The following is a 15,900-nucleotide window of genomic DNA, read 5'->3' as shown; positions in this document are numbered from 1 at the left end:
CGCTTCGATAGACGCGGTAACCCGGCCACCCCAGAATCTTCGTCCACTCACTGTCGCTCATCCCGCCGAGCGTACCGCCAAACCGCTACTCTGGAATCCAGTAAATCCACGAGTTTTTCAGATTCCTGCGCAGAGCCGATTTTGTTATCACGCACTGCGCCTGTAGCGCACGAGTTCACGTGGATTAGAGTCGGCGTTTTCGGGACGTAAACGTGGCCCACGGGGTCGTACTTGTACACGTTGGTTGGGGCTGATCCGGACTGGATCCCACCCAGCAAGTAAATCTGATTACTGAGTGTCAGACCAACCGCACTGTAGGTTGGGAACGGCATATCCGGCAGCGCTGCCCAACTGCCCAGAGTCGTGTCATTGGTTGGCGGCGTAAACACCTCGGCTCCACTCAAGACGCCGCCGCTTACGCTTTGTTTCCCTCCGAACACGTATATCTGGTTGTTGTAGACCGTGACGGCAGGATAGTAGCGCGCAGTGCTCATACTGGCGACCACGCGCCAGGCATTCGTTGCCGGGTTGTACTCCTCCACGGTGTTGAGAAAGGTGTTGTTAAAGTACCCGCCGATGACGTAAATCCGAGGCGTGGTGCATGAGGTAGCTCCAACGCAAGCAGTTGCCGCCCCGGCTCCCGTGCGCGGCGTTGCCATGCTTGCAAGGTTTGTCCATACCGATGCAGCGTTCATTAAGGTCCAACCGACGCCCGTGTACCCGGCGGGAGGAACGGGATCACCGCCCATGATGGCGTAGCCGGTGGGCACGCCTGGCGTCGGGGCGGGGATGGGTTCGCAGGTGACGCTGCCGTCGGCGGCAATGGCGCGAATGGCGTTGCCGGCGGTGCAGGTAGAGGAGACGCGGCGCTGAACATAGCCGGTGTCGGCGCTGAGAGTGACAGTGGTGCTGGTGGTGCTGGCGGTGACGCCATTCGTACCCAATACGCTGCTCACCCCGCCACCCGAGCTGCCCGTGGCGGCGGTGAGTTGCACCGAGCCGTCGGGAAACTTGAAGCCACCGCTGCTCTCGATGACGCCGGCCACGCTCAGCTTGTTCGCCGGTGAAGCGACGCCAACGCCTACGTTGCCCGTCGGTGCGATAAAGAACGACTTGCCCGCAACCGCGCCGTTGCTTTCGTAGCGCAGGAAACCGAAGTTGTCGGGGAAAAACGCCGATTGCTGCAACTCCCAGAAGCTGTTCGGCAGTGTGGTGTCGGTCAATCGGATGCGCGGCGAGTCGCTGTTGACCAGCAGCGCGCTGGTGTTTACCATCCCGGCCACGTCGAGCTTGAATCCGGGATTGATGGTGCCAATGCCTACATTGCCGTTGGCCGCCACCAGGAACGATTTGCCGGGAACCGCGGTGTTGTTCTCGTAGCGCAGGAACCCGAAATTGTCCGATGCGTAGGCCGACTGCTGCAGCTCCCAAAAGCTGTTGGTCAGCGCGGTGTCGATCAGCCGGATGCGCGGCGAGGCTCCCTGCACGAACATGTAGGGCGCATTGACGATGCCGCCCACGTCCAGGGTGTAGGCCGGATTGCTCTTGTTGACGCCGACATTGCCGTTGTCGATGATCGAGGAGTTGGTCATGTTGGTGCCGCTGGCGTCGAACTTGGCGAGGTAGTTCTGCGTGCCGAGGTAGGCAAAGGTGCCGCCGGGAGCGCTGGCGCTGTTCTTCGTCGCGGTGGCGCCACTGGAAGTCGATGCGCTACCGCTGGAGCCACTGGAACCGTCGGCGGCTGCTGTCATGACGAAGTCGCTCACCGGATGTCCGGCGACGGTCTCGGCGTCACCCGCTTTCAGCGCGTACGGAACGCTGACTAAAAACACGCGCGGCTGCTCGGCTTCCTGCTCGATTTGCACGCCTAGCCAGCGCGCTTCGTTCGTCGTGAACAGCTCCGTCGGCACGCCGTCTTTGGAATTCGCGCCCAGCAGAACGCTGAAGTGCCCGCCGGGACGCAGGGTGACATTCTGTATTTCCTGCCACAAGGGCGCGCCGCCGGTCGCGTCCTTGTACAGTGAGAAGGTGATGCCCACGGTGCGCGCGTCGGTCGCCGCCGTCACGGATCCGCTGAAGCGAATCAGACGCGGGAGCGGCGGCTGCTCGGAGGCTGCGATCGCGGGAATGCTGGAAGACGTTGTTTGTTGTGCAGAGGAAAATGTTGCCAACAAAAAAGCAACAGAGATCAATACCATGGCGAAGCGTGCTCTCGGCATGGTGTCCTCCCGGTCACGCGGAGCGCGAGATGAATTCTCCACAGGGACATAAGGGGGCCGATGCATCACCAAGGGAATTTGCTGGGGCCGGAGAATTTGCTGGGGGAAGAGCTAGTCACTAACCTAAGACGGTTTGCGCCCGCCACAACGGAAATATCGTCATACCCCAGGAGCGGGCATTCCCGAAATGGAGTCCGCAAGAAAGGCGGCGGCCAATTAGAGTTTGCGGGCGATGAGGGCGACGGTTTTCTGAATGAAGAAAAGCTCACCGTCGCGGCGGAAGGGGCGGGCGCCGCTGAGGTCTTCCTTTTCATCGCGCGCAAACAGGGCACGGACCTGGGCGGCGCGATCGGGAGGCGTGTGGGAATAACTCATCCAGTACTCCACCGGTTGCACCACCTCGCTGCTGTAGGCGGTTTCGATCTCCAGGGCGCACGCTCCGAACAAGCGCGCCAATGCACTGAGGCTCAGCGCACGGGTGTGCGAGGGGTCGCGCAGGCGCTCGAATTGGTCTTGGAAGGCGGCGCGCTCGGGGACTTCGCTGGCAGCAAGGTCCTCGACAGCAACGCGGCCGCCGACGCGGCAGACGCGCGCCATCTCGCGGAGCGGGACGGTGGGATCCTCGAAATGATGGAAGGCGAAGCGGCAAAAAACGATGTCGAACTCGGCGTCGGCGAAGGGGAGTTGGTCGGCATCGGCGCGCTGGAAACGGAGGTTGGCGAGGCCGCGCTCGCGGCGGGCGCGTTCCGCCACCGCGAGGATCGCGTCGGTAAGGTCCACGGCGATGACTTCGCGGCAGCGCTCGGCCATGGCCATGGCGATATGACCGGGGCCGGTGGCAATCTCGAGCGCACGGGCGTCAGGCGCAGGATTGATGGCGTTGACCAGGCGTTCGAGGCGCTCGCGGTTGTGCAGCACCGCGACGGCGGCAAATGCCTCTGCCTGGCGGGTAAATTCCTCGCGGACTCTGTCCTTGTGCGACATAAAAGCTCTTAGCTCTTAGCTGTTAGCTCTTAACCGATGTGCGGGTGAGAGCTACGGAGTAAGGGTAGCACGGGCGATTGAGTTGTGCGTTGCGAGTTGCGAGTTGAGAGACTCGACTACTGGAGTTGAATGGACGCGATGTAGTCGGTGAGGGCATGGATGCGGGCGGAGACTTCCCTCTGGTTCTCGCCGCTGAGCGGGCGGAAAGCGACGCCCCAGACCGGCATTTCGCGGGAACCGTGACTGGCGATAGCGCCACCCCACTCGATGACCTGATAGATCTGGCCGCCAGAAAATCGGCCTGCGTTGCGACGGGCAAGGGCGGTGAGGTCGGGGGGCGGAACTTTCAAGGCAGCGGCGGCGGGACCATCGCCCCTGCCGGACCTGCCGTGACAACTGGCGCAATAGGCGTGGTAGAGATCGGCACCGGCGTTGGAACGGTCCACGGCGGCGGAGGGCTTGTCCGACCTAGGCTTCTCCGCGTTGCCGTTGGTGCATGCCATTGCACAGGAAAGGAGAAGGAGTAGAACAACAGCCGTAATTGCTCTATCAGCCTTCATGACGCCAGAGTGCGCCATTTAACCACTCACCGCAGTGACGCTCATCACAGAGACACGTAACCTTGCACCTGGAATGTAAACCAGTGGCCGCACTATGGCTGAAACTAAAGACACTTGCGGTTTTCGGGAAAACAACCGTTTCAGGCCCGGGCCGGGTCGATCTTCTCGGGGTTGACGCCAAGTTCCGCCAGCGCATTTTGCACGCGGGCGGCGTCGTACTGGCCGTCGCGGGCCAGGCGCGCCAGGGCGGCGGCGGCGATGGATTCGGCATTGACTTCGAAATGGCGGCGCAGATGCTGGCGATTGTCGCTGCGGCCGAAACCGTCGGTGCCCAGCGAAACCAGGCGGTCCGGCAGCCAGGGAGCAAGCTGGTCGGGAACAATCTTCATGTAGTCGGTGGCGGCGATGATGGGCCCTGCGGCGCCCTCGAGAGCGGTCAGGAGATAAGGCTTCCTAACCGGCTCAGCAGGATGCAGACGGTTCCAGCGCTCAGTGGCGAGAGCCTCACGGCGCAGTTCGTTGTAGCTGGTGAGGCTCCAGACGTCGGCTAACACGCCGTATTTGTCGGCGAGGATGCCCTGCGCGCGCAGCGCTTCGTTGAGAATGGCGCCGCTGCCGAACAACTGCACTGCGGCCCGGCCGGCGGGCGCCGCTTTGTACTTGTAAATGCCACGGAGAATGCCTTCACGAGTGCCGACGGGCATTTCCGGCATGGCGTAGTCTTCGTTGTAGACGGTGATGTAGTAGAAGCGGTCTTCGCGCTCCTGGTACATGCGGCGAATGCCGTCCTGAACGATGACGGCGATTTCGTAAACGAATGCCGGGTCATAGGTGGCGCAGGTTGGGACGGCGCTGGAGAGCACGATGCTGTGGCCGTCCTGGTGCTGCAGTCCTTCGCCTGCGAGGGTGGTGCGGCCGGCGGTGCCGCCGATCAGGAAACCTTTGCCGCGCGCGTCTCCGAAGGCCCAGATGAGGTCGCCCACGCGCTGGAATCCGAACATCGAGTAAAACGTGAAGAACGGAATCATAGGCACGTGGTAGTTGGAGTAGGCGGCGCCGGCGGCGGTGAAGGACGCCATGGAGCCGGCTTCGGTGATTCCCTCCTCCAGGATCTGTCCGTCCTTGGCCTCACGATAGTAGAGGAGCATGTCCTGATCGTGAGGTTTGTAGAGCTGGCCCTGGCTGGCGTAGATGCCAACCTGGCGGATGATGGATTCCATGCCAAAGGTACGGCCTTCGTCGGGAATGATGGGGACAATCAGCTTGCCGATCTCCGGGTGCTTGAGCAGATGGCGCAGAATGCTGACGTAGCCCATGGTGGTGGAGACGGCGCGCCCTTTGGAGCCTTGCAACCACTCGGAAAAGTCGGTAAGCAGGGGCGCGTGAAAGGTAAAATCACCGGCCTCGCGGATCACGACGTAGCCGCCCAGTTCGCGGCGGCGCTCCTTCATATAAACAACTTCCTCGCAGTTTTCCGGCGGGCGATAGAAGGCTCCCTCACGAGCCGCCTGCTCGGGGATGGGGATCTCGAAGCGGGTACGGAAGGCGGCGAGCTGTTCGTCGGTGAGCTTTTTTTCCTGGTGGGTGGCGTTGCGGGCCTCGGCCGAGCCAAGACCGTAGCCCTTCACCGTCTTGGCGAGAATAACGGTGGGCCCATCCTTGTGCTCGACCGCGCGTTTGTAAGCGTTGTAGACCTTCTGCGGATCGTGGCCGCCGAGACGGAGAGCGGTAAGCTGGTCGTCGCCCAGATGCGCAACCAGGTCGAGCAGTTCGGGGTATTTGCCGAAGAATTCCTTGCGAATGTAGGCGCCGCCCTTGACCTTCAGCGCCTGGTACTCGCCATCAACAACTTCCTCCATGCGCTTCAGCAGCAGACCGGACTTATCGCGCGCGAGCAGGGCGTCCCAATCTTCACCCCAGATGACCTTGATGACATTCCATCCGGCGCCGCGGAAGGCGGCCTCGAGTTCATTGATGATTTTGCCGTTGCCGCGCACGGGCCCGTCCAAGCGCTGCAGGTTGCAGTTGACGACGAAGATCAGGTTGTCGAGGCGTTCGCGTGAGGCCAGGGTGAGCGAGCCCATGGATTCGGGCTCATCGGTTTCACCGTCACCCACGAAGGCCCAGATCTTGCGCGGCGTCTTGGCGATGATGCCGCGGTTTTCCAGGTAGCGCATGAAACGGGCCTGGTAGATGGCGTTGATGGGACCGAGGCCCATGGAGACGGTTGGAAAACGCCAGAAGTGCGGCATGAGCCAGGGATGCGGGTAGGAAGAAAGTCCGGGCTGGTCACGCAGCTCGTGGCGGAAATTTTCCAGATCCCGCTCGGAAAGCCGGCCCACAAGGAAGGCGCGCGCGTAAACGCCGGGCGAGGCGTGGCCCTGGAAATAGACGAAGTCGCCAGGTTGATTGTCGTAGTTGGCGCGGAAGAAATGATTGAAGCCGACCTCGAAGAGAGTCGCGACCGAAGAATAGGTGGAGATGTGGCCGCCAATGCCGGGATCTCGCTTGTTTTGGCGATGCACCATGGCGAGCGCATTCCAGCGAATCAGGCTCTTGATGCGGCGCTCCAAGGCGCGATCGCCGGGGTAAGGTTCCTCCTCGTCAACCGGAATGGTGTTGACGTAGGGCGTGTTCAATTGCACAGGGACATCCACGCCGAACTGGCGCGCGCGGGAGGAGAGAGCTTGCAGGATGCGCACCCCGCGACTGGCGCCTTCTTGGTCCACGACCTGGTCAAAGGCTTCCACCCACTCCGCGATTTCGTCGAAATCCGGCGGCGCCTCAAGTGCACGTTTTGTGCTCATAATTTCCCTTTTCGGAGACTACCCAAATTGATGCTTTCCATGGCCGTAAAGAACCAGGCAATGGTGGAACATGGCCGGCAGCGCGCAGCCGAGACGATCCTTGAACCATGATGGAGTTGGTGGTCCCTGTTCCGATAAGAGGTTGACAAAAGTGTAACTGGTTGCACAGACAGCCGCAAGCAAGCCGAGTAGCTGGGATGGATCTTGGCGGACGATGCACCAGAAAACAGTTGCTCGGGACCTGGAGGCGGAGGAGGTTTCCAAATTGGAACGTGCGGTTTCGATGGTAGGAAGTTGAGGGCGGGGGATCACTGCGCGGCGGGCGGCATTAAGACTAGAATCGCCGCGGTGTTCGATCCGTCAACCATCGAAGCCGAGTTGCGCGGGATGGCCCCGGAGCAGTTGCGCGCCACCCTGGCAACGTTCCTGCCCGCCGATGCGACCACGGCGGAGCGAATCGCTGCCATCGAAGCCGGCCTGCACAGCCCCGCCGGGCAGGCGCTGCGCGAGGCGATGGCGAGGTGGATCGTCGAAGACATCGTGCCGGTGGAGGCGTTGGTTCCGCAGGCGTACATCAAGTGGCGTCCGCCGGTTCGCGACGCCATGATGTTCGTGGTGACGCACCTGTCCGCCGGGCGCCTGGCGCCGAAACTCCTGGAGCAAGTCGAGCTTCCGGCAAAGACATCCCCGGAGAAGCGCCTGCTGCTGCTGATTGCGAAAGTCCCCGGGCTGCAGAAACTGGGGCAGGTGATTGCGCGCAACCGGCACCTGGGCCCGGCGCTGCGCAATGCACTGGCGAAGCTGGAGAACGGAATCCGCGACGTCAAGCCGGAGGAAATCTGCGCCCTTATCCGGCAGCAACTGGGAGCGCGGCTGGAGGCTTTTGACGTTCGCATCAAGCCGGACATCCTGTCGGAGGCGAGCGTCAGCGCGGTGGTGCGCTTCACCTGGCGGAATCCCGACACCGGATACCTGGAACGCGGCGTCTTCAAGGTATTGAAACCACATATCCCGGTATGCTTCGCCGAGGACATGGAGTTCCTGAATGACCTGGCGGATTGGTTCGGAACGCGGTACCGCGAATACGGCTTCCCGCGGCACCTGATTCCGGACACGTTCCGCAAGGTGCGGCGGCTGCTGCAGCACGAGGTCAACTTCGTCCGCGAGCAGAAGACGCTGCGGGAAGCGTGGACGCTGTACGAGCCGATGTCGGGGGTGCGCGTTCCGCGGCTGATTCCGCAACTGTGCACTCCGACCATGACCGCGATGACGGAGGAGACCGGTGGCAAGGTCACCAACGTGGCGGCGCACATGCCGCCGGCGCAGCGAAAGAAAGTCGCTCAGCAACTGCTGGAATCGCTGGTAGCGGTGCCCTTATTCGCTTCGGGCAAGGAAGCGGTTTTTCACGGCGACCCTCATGCCGGAAACCTGCTGTATGACCGCAAGCGCGGCGAACTAGTGATCGTGGATTGGGCCTTGCGGGAGCGTTTGAGCCGCGAGCAGCGCCGCCACCTGGCGCTCCTGTTTCTGACCGCCAGCTTGCGCGATCCGCTCGGCGTGAGCGAGGAAATACAGGCGCTGGCACAATATCCTATCCGGCGCCATTCGCGGCAGGCGCTGGTGATACGCGAAGCGGTGAATCGATTCGTGGATCAAATGCCGCCGACGCACCTGCCCAGCGGGGCGGATGTCATGCGCTTGCTGGAGAGCGTGGCCATGAAGGACATACGCTTCCCTGCCCCGCTGATCATGCTGTCGAAGGTGCTGCTCACGCTGGACGGCATTCTGCAAGACGTGGCCGGATCCGGCACCGACGTCGGCCTGGCCATCGCGATACTGCTGGCACGCCATTGGGTGACCAATCGCAAGGCCTTCCGTTCGCCGATTGGGGCGCGCGACCTGCTCACCTTGCAGTGCAGCGCATTACTGTATGGCAGCCGCATGTGGGTGCAATGCGAGCAAGCCATCCTGGATCGCGTGTTGCCGCAGCGACCGCCAGCCCAGAGCGCCGCGAGCTGATACGAATCGCTAAATGCGGGTGCGGGCGTCCGCCAGGCGGTCGGCAATGATGGTGTACACGGAAGGATTGAAAACCAGTCCGACGTGGGTGCCGGAGACCTCGAAGTCACAGCCCGGCTTTCCCGTCTTGCAAAACCGAGAATCGACCATGCCGTCGTCGCGGGTGTAAATGGCGGTGGCGGCGACGGAGGCGGGCATGTGGCAACGCAGCGAGCTGAGGAAATCGCAAGTGCAGCGCGGTGTGTAACACTCGGGCAGAACGCGATCTCCGTGTACGCTCAAGATATGGCTGCGGACCACCTTCGCGGCCTGCAGTACGGAATGGTGCATCACCGTGCCGCGGAAGGGGGCGGCGAGGGTAATCACGGAGGCGACGTCTTTGGGCCGTTGCGCGGCCAGGGAGCGCGCGATGATGCCGCCCAGGCTGTGGCCGATCAGGTGGACCTTGCGGCCAGTTGCAGCCACGGCTTTCTTCACCGTTTCGACCAGACGATAGCGGATGAGCAGGTTGGGGCACTCCGCGTTCATTCCGATGCCGGACAGATAGGAGCGATAACCGATCCGCTGAAGCCAGGAATGGAGGTGGGTCACATAGAGGTCGGTGCCGAGAAAACCGGGTATGACGATGACGGCAGAGCCGTCGCCGCGCGGGACGCCCAGGCCGTAGTATACGGGCGAGGCGTGCAGCAAAAGGAGTTCTGCGCCAAAGAGCGCTTCATTCCAGATGGGAACATCGGCTTGCGCTTCCTGCCCGCGAACCCCCAAGTCGGGGGGCGCGATGACCGGCGCTCGGCGCACTGCTCCCTTGCTTTTCCCGCTTCTATTCACTTGATCCAGAGCTGCGACGGAGCCACAGCATGTCTGCCCGCTGCGCACAAACCGCGCCAGCCGAATAGATACCGACCTAAGCGCGCAAGTTGCTGCGAATTTCCCCTGACCGCTACCCATTGAAATACCACATCGGCAAGGGCGGCGACAAGGACTTCCCTCGACAACTGTGGCGTGCCGTGGCTGGGCCACGGCACGCCAGACAACCGCGAGCCCGTGAACTCAGGCCTCGATCAAGCTCCGGCGTGGACCGGCTGGACCTTGACCACCTTGCGCGGCCGGGCCGCACGATGCCGCTCGCCCATGTGGACTACCTTATGGGTGCGCGGATGAATCATGGATTCGATCAGCGTCTTCTCGGCATCCACAAAGGTCCTGACTCCCTCCCCGGTCAGATTGGCCATGGGTAGAAGCCGGGTCGGCGACAGCATTTCCATCGTCTTGGTTGCCGTTTTCAGGTTAATGTTCATCTGCTGGCCCACGACGTCGAGCAGTTTCTTCTGCGCGTCAATGAAGGAATTGGTGGCTTCGTGCGCGAGCTTGGAGAGCTCGGTCTTCTTGACGTGCTTGGCGGCCTGATCCTGCTTGCCGGAGGTCATCTTGGCGGTTTCCTGGGCGACGACGTCGAGGAATTTCTTCTGAGACTGGACAAAGGTGTCCATGCTTTCGCGGGCGAAGTCCACCAGGTGCGTACCCTGGAAGCCCTTGCCGGCTTTCACCGCCTCCAGCCAAGTCAAGGTCTGCTTGCTGGCGATCTTCAGGAAATCCTCGTGCATGTGGATGAACGTATCGATGCTGCGGCGGAACAGATCAGCGGTGGCGGTCATGGGCACGGAACCTGCCATGCGCTCCTTGACGCCGTTCATGACGATTTCGTTTTCCTGCTGCGCGAGGTTGAGCAGAATGCGTTGTGCTTCAATGAAGCTCGATGTGCCCTCGATGGCCAGCTCGGTTGCAATCGCGACGGGAGAATGCTCCGGGTCGGTGAGACCATCCCGAAGCGTCTTCATGGCGACGGCGTTCTGACGCATGGCAACATCCACGAGGACTCGTTGCGTGGCAAAGAAACTTTCCACCCCCTGTTGCACCCACCCGGTGAGCAGAGACAGCAAGGAAGACGGGGGATGGGGAGGAGTGCGCGGCTTTGGTTCTCTTGGCATCGATTGCCTCCGGATTGCTGCACTGCAGCATCCTGAGAAAACCCTAGTCTTTTTGGCAGCATCTGTCAATATAGTAGAAGAATTTTGTTGCGCTGCACCATGGGAGGATGCCCATTGTGAAACCGGCCAATGTGAAGCCCGCCAAAGTAGTCATCAAGAAATACGCAAACCGAAGACTCTACGACACATCCGGGAGCCGGTACATCAACCTGGAGGAGCTCGCCGCCCTGATCCGAAACGGGACCGAGTTGCAGGTGGTGGACGCCAAGAGCGGCCAGGACCTGACGCGGGTCACGCTGACGCAGATCATTTTGGAGGATGCCAAAGAGCAGCCCAGCGGCCTGCCGCTGGAACTGCTGCGGCAACTGATCGTGGCTTCCGACACGGTGCGGCGGGAGTTCATGAAGTCGGCGTTCGACACCTATTCGAAGATGCAGGACGCGGTGCAAAGCGGATTGGCGGAAGTGCGCTCGGCTGCATTTTCGCCGCTGGAAACGGTGAGCAAGCTGGTTCGCGGAGGGACGCCACCGGAAAAACGCGGCGAGACGGAAGAGTTGGATGAGTTGCGGCGGCGCGTGGCCGAATTGGAATCGCGCGCGGGAACGAAGAAGCGACGCAGCAGGGGCCGCCGGTCCAAGCTCTAAGCAACGGCCACAGCATGCGCCACAGGCTTCGGCGGGACCGCGGATTCGGCCGTGGGTGGCGCGGGCGCAGCCGGTTCAACCGCTACCGTTTTCGGCGGCCGGCGTTTTTTTCGCGGCCCAGGGAGCGCGAGTTTGCGCAGCTCGGCAAAACCCCGCACAAGCAATTTCTCGAAGCGCTGGAGATCGGGTACGGCATTGACATCGCCGGTGAAGCCGAAATACGCGGTACCGTCGTAGGTCAGAACGGCGCAGTTCATTCCCATCTCGCCGCCAATCGGCACGTAGGGATAGCAGGCCAGCATCTTGTGCCCCAGCAGGTAGAGCGGAGAATCGGGGCCACGCACGTTGGTGAAGATGAGATTACAGAGGCTGAGCGGCAACTGGCTGGCGATCGGTCCCAGCAGCGCCTGCAGCGAGGTCGGAACCGCGCCCAGCATACTGCCGGCGAAGCCGACGAACTCGGCGAGGTGCGCGCCTTTCAACAGCGCCATGGTCTGGCTGACGGCGGCGATCAGTTGTTTGGGACCGGAGATATCCAGCGGGATACTCACGGGAAGGAAAGTGATGCGATTGCCCAACTCTTCCACCCCGGCTTTGCCGCGCACGCTGACCGGAACCACGATGCGCAGCGTCCTTCCCTGGAGCGGCACGCCGTGCAACTCGGCGTAGCGCCGGACGGCCAACGTCATAGCAGCAAGTGCGACATCGTTGACGGTGGCGCCGCAGGCCTGCTTCACGGCTTTGATCTGGGCCAGAGGAATCTCGGCCCAATGAAACTTCTGCGGTCCGCGACAAATAACGTTGAAGGGCAGGCGCCGAGCCGGGCCAGCAACTTCCGGCAGCAGCCGGCTTAGTTCCTCAATGAACGAAGGCGTTGGCGGAGTCTCGGCGCTGAGCTTGGGGCCAAGCTGGGCGTGTTGCTCCTGTTTTCCGTCGGTGGCGACCAGCCGTTGCGCGAGCGCCAGCAACTCCGAGTGCGCCGTCAGCACCTGCTGGACGGCGGAGAAGGAGGACCGAATCAAGCTGTCGAGTAGGGAGGGCGGCTCGGATTTCGGCGTCGGAAGGGGCCGCGAGCGCCGCGATGGCCGCGGCGGAACCGGGCTGGGGTCCAAGAGGGCATTCATCAGTCCGATGCCCGCCAGGCCGTCCGCCAGGCAGTGATGGATCCGAGTGATGAGGCCGGTGCGATTTCCTTGCAGGCCGCGCACCAGGGTGAGGTCCCAGAGCGGACGCCGACGGTCCATGATCTGGCTCAGGATGTGCGCGGCCACGGCCTTGAACTCAGCCGGCGAGCCTTTCTTCAGCGTGACCTGGCGAATGTGGTTGCGGAGGTCGAAATCGGGATCGTAGCTCCAGACTGGGAGCCCGAGGTTCAAGGGAGGAGTCACTACCCGCTGGCGATAGCGCGGCACCAGCGGCAGCTTCGAATCAATGAAGGGGCTGAAGGCCTCGAGCGCAACCTCGCCCTCAAACACGCTGACCGAAGCGATGTGCAACGGCATACCCTCGCGTTCGAGGTAGAGGAAGAGAGCGTCTCCAAAAGAAAGTGCGGCGTTGTTTTCCAATTCCGGCATGACGATGCCCTTCCGTTGTATCAAGTCAGGAACGAGAATCGGGGCGCCAGCTTCACCAGCTTGAGCACCCTGTAAATCTCGACGTTGACGCCGCGCAAACAGACCTTGACCGCTTTGTCGTCAGCGGCAACGGCCAACCATTCCATGGCTTGCAGGGCGCTGACATCGAGCCGGCGAACGGCAGAGAAATCCAAAAGCAGTTCGCCGCCCGCACCGTCCAGCTTGTCGCGCGCCTCTTGTAAGGCGGGGCCCACGCGCTCCGCATCCACCAAGCATTCCGCAATCACTGGCATACGCACATCCCTCACGCGTTCTGTAGTTCGGCCGCGCGGGCCGGCTTCCTCGCGCCGCGGCCCTGATAAGCACTCCACAGCAGCTCGGCCATCTCGCTCAGCAATGGCATGCGAGGATTGGTTCTCCCGGACGGATCGTCAAAGGCGAGTTTGACCAGGTCGGGCATCGCCCGATCGAAGTCTTCCTTCGAGATTCCCAGTTCCGCGATCGAACGCGGAAATTTCAGTCGGTCGAGCAACTGTTCGATGGCCGCCACCAGGTTGTTCACCTTTTCCTCGCGGGTTTGACCACCCAGACCCAGCAGGTCCGCCAAGGTTGCGTATTTCTTGTCGGCAACATACGTCCGCTGGTTGGGCGACGGCATGAACTTAGTGGGCACCGATGCGTTGTACGCAATGACATGTGGCAACATGAGCGCATTGGCCCGGCCGTGCGCCACATGGAAGCGCGCGCCGAAAGCATGAGCCAACGCGTGATTCACGCCCACCGAGACGTTGGCAAACGCGATCGCCGCAATGCAGGCGGCGTTGTGCATCATGCTGCGCGCCTCTTCGTCGCGGGGATTCTCATAGGCTAGTGGCAGGTAGTGGAACGCCAATTGAGCCGCTTGGATGGCATTGCCATCGGTGTAGGGCGAGGCGTAAAGGGAAACGTAAGCCTCCAGTGCGTGAGTCAGGCAGTCAATGCCGGTGTCGGCGGTGAGGCCTTTCGGCATGGACATGACGAACTGCGGATCGACGATCGCCACATCCGGAGTCAGCGAGTAGTCGGCGAGGGTTACCTTGCGGCCGCGCTGCTTGTCGGTGAGGACGGCAAAGGGAGTGACCTCGCTCCCGGTTCCGCTGGTGGTGGAAATCGCAATCAAGCGCACGTGGTTGATCTTCTTGGTCGGATACTCGACCACGCGTTTGCGGATATCAAGAAAAGGCGCGCCTAACTCATCGAAGTCAGCGTCCGGGGACTCGTACTTCAGCTTCATGAGTTTGGCGGCGTCGATTACCGACCCGCCGCCCAGCGCGACGATCTGGTCCGCTTGGTAGAAATTGAGCGCCTCGATTCCTTCGGTGACTACCTTGACCTCCGGCTCCGCGTCCGGAATGACCGAGACGTGGACCCGCGTTTCCGGCGGAAGGTTACGCCGCACAATGTCGACATGGCCGAATTGCTCGAGCGGCGCATTGGTAACGATGATGGTGGAGCGCGACGGGAATTGGCGCAGGTTTTCCACCGCGTTCATATTGAAATAAATCTCCTTGGGAATGCGGAGCCACATGTGCGCCGGTGTCCTGCGAGCGACGCGCTTGATGTTGAGGTAGTGGTAGACACTGACGTTGTCCATGGTGCTGTTGCCGCCGCCGGTGCCGCAGCCGAAGGAGAAGGTGGGCACCATGTCGTTGTAAACACCGCCCAGGGCGCCGATGGACCCCGGCGAATTCACGATGATGCGCCCCGCGTTCATCACCTCGCCGAACTTGCGGATGATCTCCTCGTTGCGGGAGAAAATGACCGCCGTATGCCCCAGCCCGCCGGCGTGGTTCACGTCCACACAGACCTTAAGCGCCTCTGCCACCGATTTGGCGCGATACACCGCCAGCACCGGGAACAGTTTTTCGACCGACAGGGGATGATCGCGGCCGACGCCGTGAATGGGCGCGATCAGGAGCTTGGTTTTGGGCTTGACCGATAGGCCGACCATGCGCGCGATGGCGGTGGCTTTCTGGCCGACGGCCATGGGCTGCATAAATCCGGTTGCGGGATCAATCACGGTACGCCCCAGCAACTCCGCTTCCTTCTCATTGCAGATGTGCGCGCCCAAGTCGGCAAACTTCTGCAGCACGACGTCATAGATCTGGTCGTCGATCACCAGCGTCTGTTCGGAAGCGCAAATCGTGCCGTTATCGAATGTCTTCGAGGTGATGACGTCCACCACCGCCATGTCCAGGTCGGCGGTTTTTTCCAGATAAACCGGCGTATTGCCCGGCCCCACACCCAGCGCGGGTTTGCCGGAACTGTAGGCGGCTTTGACCGCGCTCGGCCCGCCGGTGGCGTCGATCAGGCCGACATCCTTGTGCCGCATCAGGTAAGCGTTGTCCAGCAGGGTGTGAGATTCCAGGCAGGTGAATACGCCTTCGGGCGCGCCGTGCTTCACCGCCGCGTCGTACATGATCTTTACCGTTTCGTAGCAACAGCGCCAGGCGGCCGGATGCGGACTGAAGATGACCGCGTTCCGCGTCTTGATCGCCATGACGCACTTGAACAGGACCGTTGAAGTCGGGTTGGTAATGGGGGTGAGCGAAAAGATGACGCCGATCGGTTCCGCCATTTCCACCAAACCGCGTTCCGGAAACTCGCGAATGACGCCAACCGTGCGCTTGTCCTTGATGTAGTTGTAGACGAACTCGGTGGCCACCATATTCTTGAGGGCCTTGTCTTCCAAAACTCCCAGCCTGGTTTCCTCGATCGCCAGGCGAGCCAGATGCGGCGCTTGTTCCAACCCAGCCAGGACCATCGGCTTAACAATGCGATCCACGTCCTCCTGGGTGTATTGCGTGAACACGGCGGCGGCAGTCCTGGCCTGAGTGACCAGTCCTTCCAAGTAAGCAATCCTTTCGTTACTGGGGGCTGTCTCGCTTTTGTGGCCGTTGTCGGACTCGAGTGGAATGGGGGTCGGCTCGCGTACGGGTGCTGGGCTGGTCATTCTGACCTCCGGTCCCGCGAGTCTCCCCGCGAGCGTGGCTGGGAAATCGAACTTTCCATGGTAGCCGCGTCCCGCTTCTGCGCGGTGCAGATTCGAGAAGGAACTTGTTCGGT

General features: G+C 61.8%; 11 protein-coding genes. 2 read left to right on the top strand and 9 right to left on the bottom strand.

Annotation, left to right across the window (positions count from 1 at the left end):
• Window positions 1-47: 47 nt before the first annotated feature.
• The 4 genes from LAN64_00540 to aceE all read right to left on the bottom strand — a co-directional run bounded on the left by LAN64_00540 (window position 48) and on the right by aceE (window position 6,570).
• Window positions 48-2,219, bottom strand: a complete 2,172-nt coding sequence (locus tag LAN64_00540; GenBank protein ID MBZ5566315.1) for a hypothetical protein — start codon at window positions 2,217-2,219, stop codon at window positions 48-50.
• 216 nt (window positions 2,220-2,435) lie between these two features.
• Window positions 2,436-3,203, bottom strand: coding sequence for a methyltransferase domain-containing protein (locus LAN64_00535; protein ID MBZ5566314.1), 768 nt, complete (start codon window positions 3,201-3,203; stop codon window positions 2,436-2,438).
• 116 nt (window positions 3,204-3,319) lie between these two features.
• Entirely contained in the window at window positions 3,320-3,706 is a 387-nt protein-coding gene (locus LAN64_00530) for a cytochrome c (protein MBZ5566313.1), read from the bottom strand.
• Window positions 3,707-3,903: 197 nt separating this feature from the next.
• The gene (aceE, locus tag LAN64_00525) at window positions 3,904-6,570 is read right to left on the bottom strand and encodes a pyruvate dehydrogenase (acetyl-transferring), homodimeric type (GenBank protein MBZ5566312.1); all 2,667 of its coding nucleotides are present in this window, start codon (window positions 6,568-6,570) and stop codon (window positions 3,904-3,906) included.
• A 294-nt stretch (window positions 6,571-6,864) separates the two neighbouring features.
• Here aceE and LAN64_00520 point away from each other — a divergent pair, with 294 nt between their 5' ends.
• Window positions 6,865-8,589: a hypothetical protein gene (locus tag LAN64_00520; protein MBZ5566311.1), complete on the top strand. Its 1,725-nt coding sequence runs from the start codon at window positions 6,865-6,867 to the stop codon at window positions 8,587-8,589.
• Between the two features lie 9 nt (window positions 8,590-8,598).
• Here the strand turns inward: LAN64_00520 and LAN64_00515 are convergent, their stop codons facing one another.
• Window positions 8,599-9,537: an alpha/beta fold hydrolase gene (locus tag LAN64_00515; GenBank protein ID MBZ5566310.1), complete on the bottom strand. Its 939-nt coding sequence runs from the start codon at window positions 9,535-9,537 to the stop codon at window positions 8,599-8,601.
• A 113-nt stretch (window positions 9,538-9,650) separates the two neighbouring features.
• Window positions 9,651-10,577, bottom strand: a complete 927-nt coding sequence (locus LAN64_00510; GenBank protein ID MBZ5566309.1) for a hypothetical protein — start codon at window positions 10,575-10,577, stop codon at window positions 9,651-9,653.
• Window positions 10,578-10,684: 107 nt separating this feature from the next.
• Between LAN64_00510 and LAN64_00505 the strand changes: the two genes are divergently transcribed.
• Window positions 10,685-11,221 carry a pesticin gene (locus LAN64_00505; protein MBZ5566308.1) on the top strand — a complete coding sequence of 179 codons (537 nt, stop codon included), beginning with the start codon at window positions 10,685-10,687 and terminating at the stop codon, window positions 11,219-11,221.
• Here LAN64_00505 and LAN64_00500 read toward each other — a convergent pair.
• The 3 genes from LAN64_00500 to adhE are packed head-to-tail and all read right to left on the bottom strand — an operon-like array spanning window position 11,218 to window position 15,787.
• Complete coding sequence (locus LAN64_00500) at window positions 11,218-12,795, bottom strand: wax ester/triacylglycerol synthase family O-acyltransferase (GenBank protein ID MBZ5566307.1); 1,578 nt, start codon at window positions 12,793-12,795, stop codon at window positions 11,218-11,220. The two genes, LAN64_00505 and LAN64_00500, sit on opposite strands and share 4 nt — an antisense overlap.
• A 20-nt stretch (window positions 12,796-12,815) precedes the next feature.
• Window positions 12,816-13,088, bottom strand: coding sequence for an STAS domain-containing protein (locus LAN64_00495; protein MBZ5566306.1), 273 nt, complete (start codon window positions 13,086-13,088; stop codon window positions 12,816-12,818).
• Between the two features lie 11 nt (window positions 13,089-13,099).
• Window positions 13,100-15,787 carry a bifunctional acetaldehyde-CoA/alcohol dehydrogenase gene (adhE, locus tag LAN64_00490; GenBank protein ID MBZ5566305.1) on the bottom strand — a complete coding sequence of 896 codons (2,688 nt, stop codon included), beginning with the start codon at window positions 15,785-15,787 and terminating at the stop codon, window positions 13,100-13,102.
• Window positions 15,788-15,900: the final 113 nt, after the last annotated feature.

It is taken from the genome of Terriglobia bacterium, from assembly GCA_020073185.1.
Lineage (GTDB): Bacteria > Acidobacteriota > Terriglobia > Terriglobales > Acidobacteriaceae > JAIQGF01.
This window is presented reverse-complemented; position numbering and strand designations above follow the sequence as displayed.